Source organism: Microcoleus sp. B4-C1 (assembly GCF_036705285.1).
GTDB lineage: Bacteria > Cyanobacteriota > Cyanobacteriia > Cyanobacteriales > Microcoleaceae > Microcoleus.
The window spans coordinates 24,090-30,456 of the sequence record NZ_JAUBUC010000020.1 but is presented as its reverse complement, the minus strand read 5'-3'; the positions used below and the strand labels follow the sequence as shown (position 1 = coordinate 30,456).

The 6,367-nt window shown below is 47.2% G+C and carries 4 protein-coding genes; 2 read left to right on the top strand and 2 right to left on the bottom strand.

Annotation, left to right across the window (positions count from 1 at the left end; genetic code table 11):
* Positions 1–69: 69 nt before the first annotated feature.
* On the bottom strand, positions 70–2,235 hold the full coding sequence (gene glyS / locus QUB26_RS10730; protein WP_333317874.1) for a glycine--tRNA ligase subunit beta: 2,166 nt from the start codon (positions 2,233–2,235) through the stop codon (positions 70–72).
* A gap of 145 nt (positions 2,236–2,380) precedes the next feature.
* Between glyS and QUB26_RS10725 the strand changes: the two genes are divergently transcribed.
* Complete coding sequence (locus QUB26_RS10725; RefSeq protein WP_333317870.1) at positions 2,381–3,508, top strand: HetZ-related protein 2; 1,128 nt, start codon at positions 2,381–2,383, stop codon at positions 3,506–3,508.
* 604 nt (positions 3,509–4,112) lie between these two features.
* Entirely contained in the window at positions 4,113–5,174 is a 1,062-nt protein-coding gene (locus QUB26_RS10720; protein ID WP_333241056.1) for a hypothetical protein, read from the top strand.
* Between the two features lie 525 nt (positions 5,175–5,699).
* Here the strand turns inward: QUB26_RS10720 and QUB26_RS10715 are convergent.
* Entirely contained in the window at positions 5,700–6,332 is a 633-nt protein-coding gene (locus QUB26_RS10715) for a ribonuclease D (RefSeq protein WP_333241073.1), read from the bottom strand.
* Positions 6,333–6,367: the final 35 nt, after the last annotated feature.

Genomic DNA, 6,367 nt, shown 5'->3' with positions numbered 1-6,367 from the left:
TTCCGATACCAATGGATTTGATATTACATCAAAACCTTTGGTCGCAATCTAAAATCCAAAATCTAAAATCTAAAATCGATTGACGATCGCCCCAAAGTCAGCCAACACCCGCGCATGATTCCGCAGCAAACCCAGTAAATTCAACCGATTGCGCTTAATTTCCGGGTCAGAATCCATCACCAAAACGCTTTCTGGCCCGTCAAAAAAGTTGCTGACAGTCGGAGCAATTTCAGTCAAACTATCTACCAACTGCTGGTAATTCCGAGTTTGTTTTGATAGCAGCGTTTGCGGCACTAACTGCACGACTGCATCGTAAAAAGCTTGTTCAGACGACTTTTGAAATAACTCCGGTTTCACAGCCGTTTTCGGTTCCAATTGTATTTTATCCAAAGAGCCTTGAGCCGCCAAACGAGTTGAACGGTTGACTGTTTCGTAAATTAGATCCAAAGTCTGGTTATTGCGGATTTGTTGTAGGAAAAGCGCTCTTTCCAGTGCGTCCAACAAATCTCTCAATGCTCGTTCAGTATATTCTGGGTCGTTTTCTCCCAAAACGGCATTTACCAAATCGTAATCAACATTTTTTTCTTCTTGCAACAAAGTCCGAATTCTTTGCAAGAAAAACTCGTATAACTGAGCCAGCAACTCCGTCGGTGTTTCGGGGCGCGCTGCGGTAAATTCTGCGACAACTTCTGCGAGCAACTGGTGCAAGTTGAGTGGCAACTGAGCCGCCCAAATAATGTTAGTTATTGCATTGGCTGCGCGGCGCAAAGCGAAGGGATCGGATGAACCAGTCGGCAACATTCCCAAACCGAAGATGCTGACTAATGTATCTAATTTGTCGGCTATTGCGACAACTTGACCTGTGAGAGTTTGGGGTAAATTGTCGCCCGCACCTTTGGGCAAATAATGTTCAAAAATCGCTGTGGCTACTTCTTCCGATTCGCCACTTGCTAAGGCGTATTTCTGCCCCATGATTCCTTGCATTTCGGGAAGTTCGTAAACCATTTGGGTTACGAGGTCGGCTTTGCAAAGTAAGGCTGCTCTGGCTATATCACCTTGCTCTTCCTCTGGGATTTGCAGTTGATTGACAATTAAACTGGCAATCTTGCACAGCCGATCGACTTTTGCGCGCACTGTCCCCAAATCTTCCTGGAAAGTAACTTTTTCCAACTTGGGCAAATAATCCTCTAGAGGCTTTACCAAGTCTGCTTTGTAGAAAAACTGACCGTCTGCCAATCTCGCCCGCACTACTCGCTCGTTACCAGCGGCAATAATCGCCGCTTTAGCGGGATCTCCGTTGGAAATTGTAATGAAATAGGGCAGAAGTTCGGGATAATCTGGGCTTTTGAGGATGGGAAAATACCGCTGGTTTGTAACAATAATTGTGGTAATTACTTCCGGCGGCAATATCAAAAATTCTTCGTCAAATTTGCCGACAACTGCGTTCGGCCATTCTACTAAGTCGGTGACTTCTTCTAACAAATCTTCGGTAATGGCGGCGTAACCGCCTTGTTTTGTTGCTGCGGCTTCTACTTGTGCTTTAATTTGATTTTTGCGCTGGGTGCGATCGACCTCCACGCAAGCAGCCCGCAGACACTCGACATAATCCTCGGCTTGGGGAATCGAGACCCCTCCCAGGGCTGTAGGGGGGGTGTATAACACCCGGTGTCCTTGGGAAATTCGATCGCTCTTGACCGTATCGGAACCGCTCACCAATGTAATTGGCAGTACAGTATCATCTAACAGTGCCACCATCGATCGAATCGGGCGCGGAAACTTCAAATCTCCGTCAGCCCACCGCATAAATCTTTTGCCTTCTAACTTATTAATCCACTGCGGCACAAGTTCTGTCAAAATATCCGCACTCATCCGCCCCGGAATCTTTTTGAGCACAAACACAAAATCGCCTTTATCCGTAGCCCGAACTTCCAAAGCATCAATTTCTACGCCCTGCTTTTTCGCAAAACCTTCCGCTGCTTTCGTCGGTTTGCCATCTTTAAAAGCCGAACTCGCGGGCGGCCCTTTTACCTCTTCTTCTCTGTCTAATTGCTTAACTGGCAGCCCTTTCACGAGAACAGCCAAACGCCTCGGAGTAGCGTATACATTAATTGAGTCATTTGTCAAGGATTCTTCTGCCAGCGTTGCAGGTACAAGTCGCTGCCACTGCTGGGCGCTGCTTGCGACAAAAGATGCGGGCAATTCTTCTGTACCGAGTTCTAATAAAAAATTAGGCATATCGCACCGTAATGGAATTTTGTTTAGGGTAATTTAAGGTAATTTATCCGATCGCGCGATCGTATATCTGAAATATCTGAAAAATACTCAAAAATCCAGGATACCACGTAAAATCGGGGGTGAAAGACAAATAGCTCAACAGCTCATGACCTTGGCCCAAAGACTGGCACAAGATTGGAAGTCTCGACTTGAACAAGATTGCCCGGACGAAAATTCTAGCACCCGCGAGAGTGTTGTCCGCTGGCTGTTGGGAGACAAGCCCGAAAGATTTGACACTCTTAGCCCAACTCAATTGTCTGTCGCCTCTGGGGCGATCGACTTTTTATATCGAATTTTGATTTCTCGGTATCTGGGAGTACCGCCAGAAAAAGCTTACCGCAACTTGATCGGGCGGCTCGGCGGTTTAGTTGTGCTCCGGCAAAAAATCCAAGCGTGGGTTTCCCTGAGTCGCGACAGACAGCGGAGTGCGGTGGAGGTACTACAAGAAGTGATTCAGGAAATGCTCAATTCCGATCGCTACCTGCAGCAGCAAGTCGCCTGGATTGCCGAATGCACCTCAGACAGACGCCTCCGAAATGCTTTGCTGCTAGCGAGCACAGAAGAATACTGCTTACGGCCGATCCGCAACCAGCCGCTGCTGGTGTACCGTTTTGTCAACTACCTGCGGCGTGCTCAGCGGGGCGGGTTGACGCAAGTGCCTGCGGGAGACTGGGTGCGGCTGGTGTCGGAACAGGTTCTACCCGAAGATACCGATGAACCGCTCAGCCTGCTAGACGAACAGGCGATGTCCGAGTATCGAGAAAATCAGGCTTGGGAAGAGCAGCAAACTCAGCGGCAGATTGTCCAACAAGAATTTGAGAATTACTTGGCCGCTGAAGTCGATCCGCTGGCTTCTCGGTGGCTGCAGCTTTACCTGCAAGGTCGTTCCCAAGAGGCAATTGCCGAGGAGTTGAAGGTTCCGATCAAGCAAATTTACCGCTTGCGAGAAAAAGTCAGTTACCACGCGATTCGGGTTTTTGCGGTCAAACAAGCACCGGAATTAGTCGCCAACTGGCTGGAAACTTCGCTCAAAGAACACAGTTTGGGCTTGACTCCCGCCCAGTGGCAGCAATATTTACAAGACCTCACGCCGGTGCAGCGGCAGTTGGTAGAATCGCTGAAAGCAGGGAAAAGTGTAGAGACGATCGCATCTGAATTAAAGCTGAAAACCAATCAAGTCATCGGCGAGTGGAGCAAACTCTATTTAGCAGCTCAATCGCTCCGCAACGAGTAGATTGGTTGGGTGGCGGGCTATTGCTAATTGTTAATTGGCGGTAGCATTTTTCAGAATCGCCGCTACAAATCAATTCCCTCACAGCCACAGATTACTGCGAGTTTCCCCAGGGAAAACCGCGCGATGCCCCCTTGTATCAAATCAGGTTAGCTCGATCGGGATGTTGTAGCGCTGCCGTGACGATCGCGCTCCGAGACGATCGCAGCCCACTCTCTGAGGTAAGATACTAGCAGCACGATCGACTTTTCAGGATTTTTTAACCAATCCTAAATTCAGCGGTTGCCCGTAAATCATCGGTTGTGGTGCATCTCTAATACTTGTGCATTAAAGACATAATTCTATTGTTGCCAGCCACGGGCATCAATCTCGGGCGATCGATGATAGTGGGTCTAGACTGCGCTAGTCATCATCTAGCTCTCAATCTTTGGGTAGAATTTGAGGCTGCAATACAGCAGGGAGAAAATTCTGGGACTAAGGATGTTTCTTTAATAAAAGCTTCCGGTTGTTAGGCCAATTCCTCCGTAGCAGGAAGTTGCAGCGTTTAATTTTATCGCATCAGGTTGGTGCGTCGCGCTCGATCGCGCTTCCAACTACAAAGCAGCTAATGGTACATACATCTTCAACACACTCGGCAGCTACAATGGACTCCGATCGAATATTTCACCTAATCGACACAGTTGTCCCCTTTGAAGCTTGCCTTTATTATCAAGTTTTGCCTTTATCTCTAGAAGGTAATCTATTTAAATTGGGCGTAGTCGATGCTCAAGATGACTCCGCCTTGGACTACGTGCAGCGGATTTTAGCTTACATGAATTGCTCAGTCACAACAGAGCCAATTGCCTCGGAAACTCAGCGCTCGATGCTCTCAGCTTACTTGCTGCACGGCAACCAGCTCCGAGAACCCAGCCAGACAGAAACCGCCGCAGCCCCAAAACCCAAAAATCCCCCATCAGCAACTTCAGGCCCCAATGCAGCAACGCTGCTGTCTGTGCCACAACCCTCAAGGCCCGCTCCTGAGCGGTTTAAACCTGCTAGCGCTGAGGTTCCCCCGACACCGACACAGCTATCGGTTTTGAATGTCGAGGCCTTGCACTTGTCAAGCCCCGTCGAAGTTGTGGCAACTTTGCCCGCGCCCCAACTGCTGCAAGAATTGCTCGGTAGAGTGCTGCGAGAGGGTATCGGCCGCCTGTTTTTTGAGCGGCACCAGTCCCAAGGTCGCATTCTTTGGAGTCAAGATGGTGTTTTGAAATCGATGCTTGAAGGTATCGATATCGTGCTTTTCCAAGAGGTCATCGATGAGTTGAAACGGCTGACGGATATGCCTGTTGGCCCGGTGGAACAAGCCAAACAAGTCGAAGTTGAGCGCATATACCAAAACACTCATTTGCTGTTGCGCTTGCGGGTAATGACGGTGGGTGGCAAGGAAGAAGCCACCTTGCAAGTTTTGCGGGGGGCAGCTTTGAGGTTTTACCAGCAGCAGCAGTTGTCTACTTTGAGTCGGGACGCGCTGCGGCTGGCCGAAGAATTGCAGCGGAAAGTGAATCAAATTCGCGATCGAACTCGGCTTTCTCCTGTGCCTTTAGAGGGGTTGCCCGCTTTGGAACAGGTGATTAGAAATGTTGACGACCAAATTGAAGCTTTGCTGCACGAACATAATCCCGATTAGCCATAATCAGCAATAGATCACTGTTTTGATTTTTTTTTTAACTCATATCGTTTCCGGTTTTATCGGAATGATTTAACCGCAGAGGGCGCAGAGAACGCAGAGGGAGAGAATACAGAGAGGAATAATTCCGATGCTACCGGATTTGATATCACATCAAGTCTGGTCAAATAATAATAATTACGTTTGTAGTGAGGACTCAAGTCCAAGCGAGTTTTATCATAACTCAAGTCTTCATTACAAACCAATTTGATTGCAATTGTGCGAGGTGATATCTAGTCCGGTCGATTCCCTCCGCTTCGCTTCGCCCGAAATCAGGTAGGGGCGGGTTCACCAATAATATCTGCCAATAATTGACAATCTCAAAAACCCGCCCGGCCGGGATATTATGGTCAATCGATCGGACATAATATGACACAATATTATACAATTTCCAAAAAAGAATGCAACTGTATGCGCGTCATCTAAACCCTGGTAGCCATCATTCATTCCCAATCTAAAATCTAAAATCTAAAATCTAAAATGGTATTAGCCGTGCTCGAAAATATTGTTGTACTGCAATAAATCCAAACTCACAAAAACTGGCAAACACTGAAAACATTGCTGTGCAATTTCCCAGCGTTCTTCTCGCTGCAACATAGCAGTCAACTTTTGTTTAGCGCTCAGCAAATAGCGAACATCATTAGCAGCATAATTTAGTTGATCGTCAGAAAGATTCGTCGCATTTCCCCAGTCGGAACTTTGAGATGTTTTATTTAGTTCTACCTTTTCGAGTTCTAGAATTAATTCTTTCAATCCGTGTCTGTTGGTATAAGTTCTAGCAAGTTTACTAGCTAGCTTGGTGCAGAAAACTGGTGCAATGTCAATACTTAAATTGTAACGCATTGTTGCCATATCAAAGCGCGCAAAATGAAATACTTTCTCAATATTTTCGGCTTCCATTAACTTCTTTAAATTCGGGGCTGCTGTCTGGCTTTTGGCAATCCGCACCACTGCAACTTTACCTTCGGGATTGCACAACTGCACCAAACACAAGCGATCGCGCCACGGTAGCAAACCCATTGTTTCGGTATCAACGGCGATCGCCTCCGCAGTCAAATAATAAGATAAGAGAGAATCGGGAATATCACCATCGCACACTTGAAAATCTGCAAATTCCATTATTAGTAATTTTTGACTGTTGACTGTTGACTGTT

Excerpts from the sequence above, each read along its gene's own strand:
- QUB26_RS10720 (WP_333241056.1), top strand. The coding sequence starts at position 4,113 with ATGGTACATACATCTTCAACACACTCGGCAGCTACAATGGACTCCGAT.
- glyS (WP_333317874.1), bottom strand. The coding sequence starts at position 2,235 with ATGCCTAATTTTTTATTAGAACTCGGTACAGAAGAATTGCCCGCATCT.
- QUB26_RS10725 (WP_333317870.1), top strand. The coding sequence starts at position 2,381 with ATGACCTTGGCCCAAAGACTGGCACAAGATTGGAAGTCTCGACTTGAA.
- QUB26_RS10715 (WP_333241073.1), bottom strand. The coding sequence starts at position 6,332 with ATGGAATTTGCAGATTTTCAAGTGTGCGATGGTGATATTCCCGATTCT.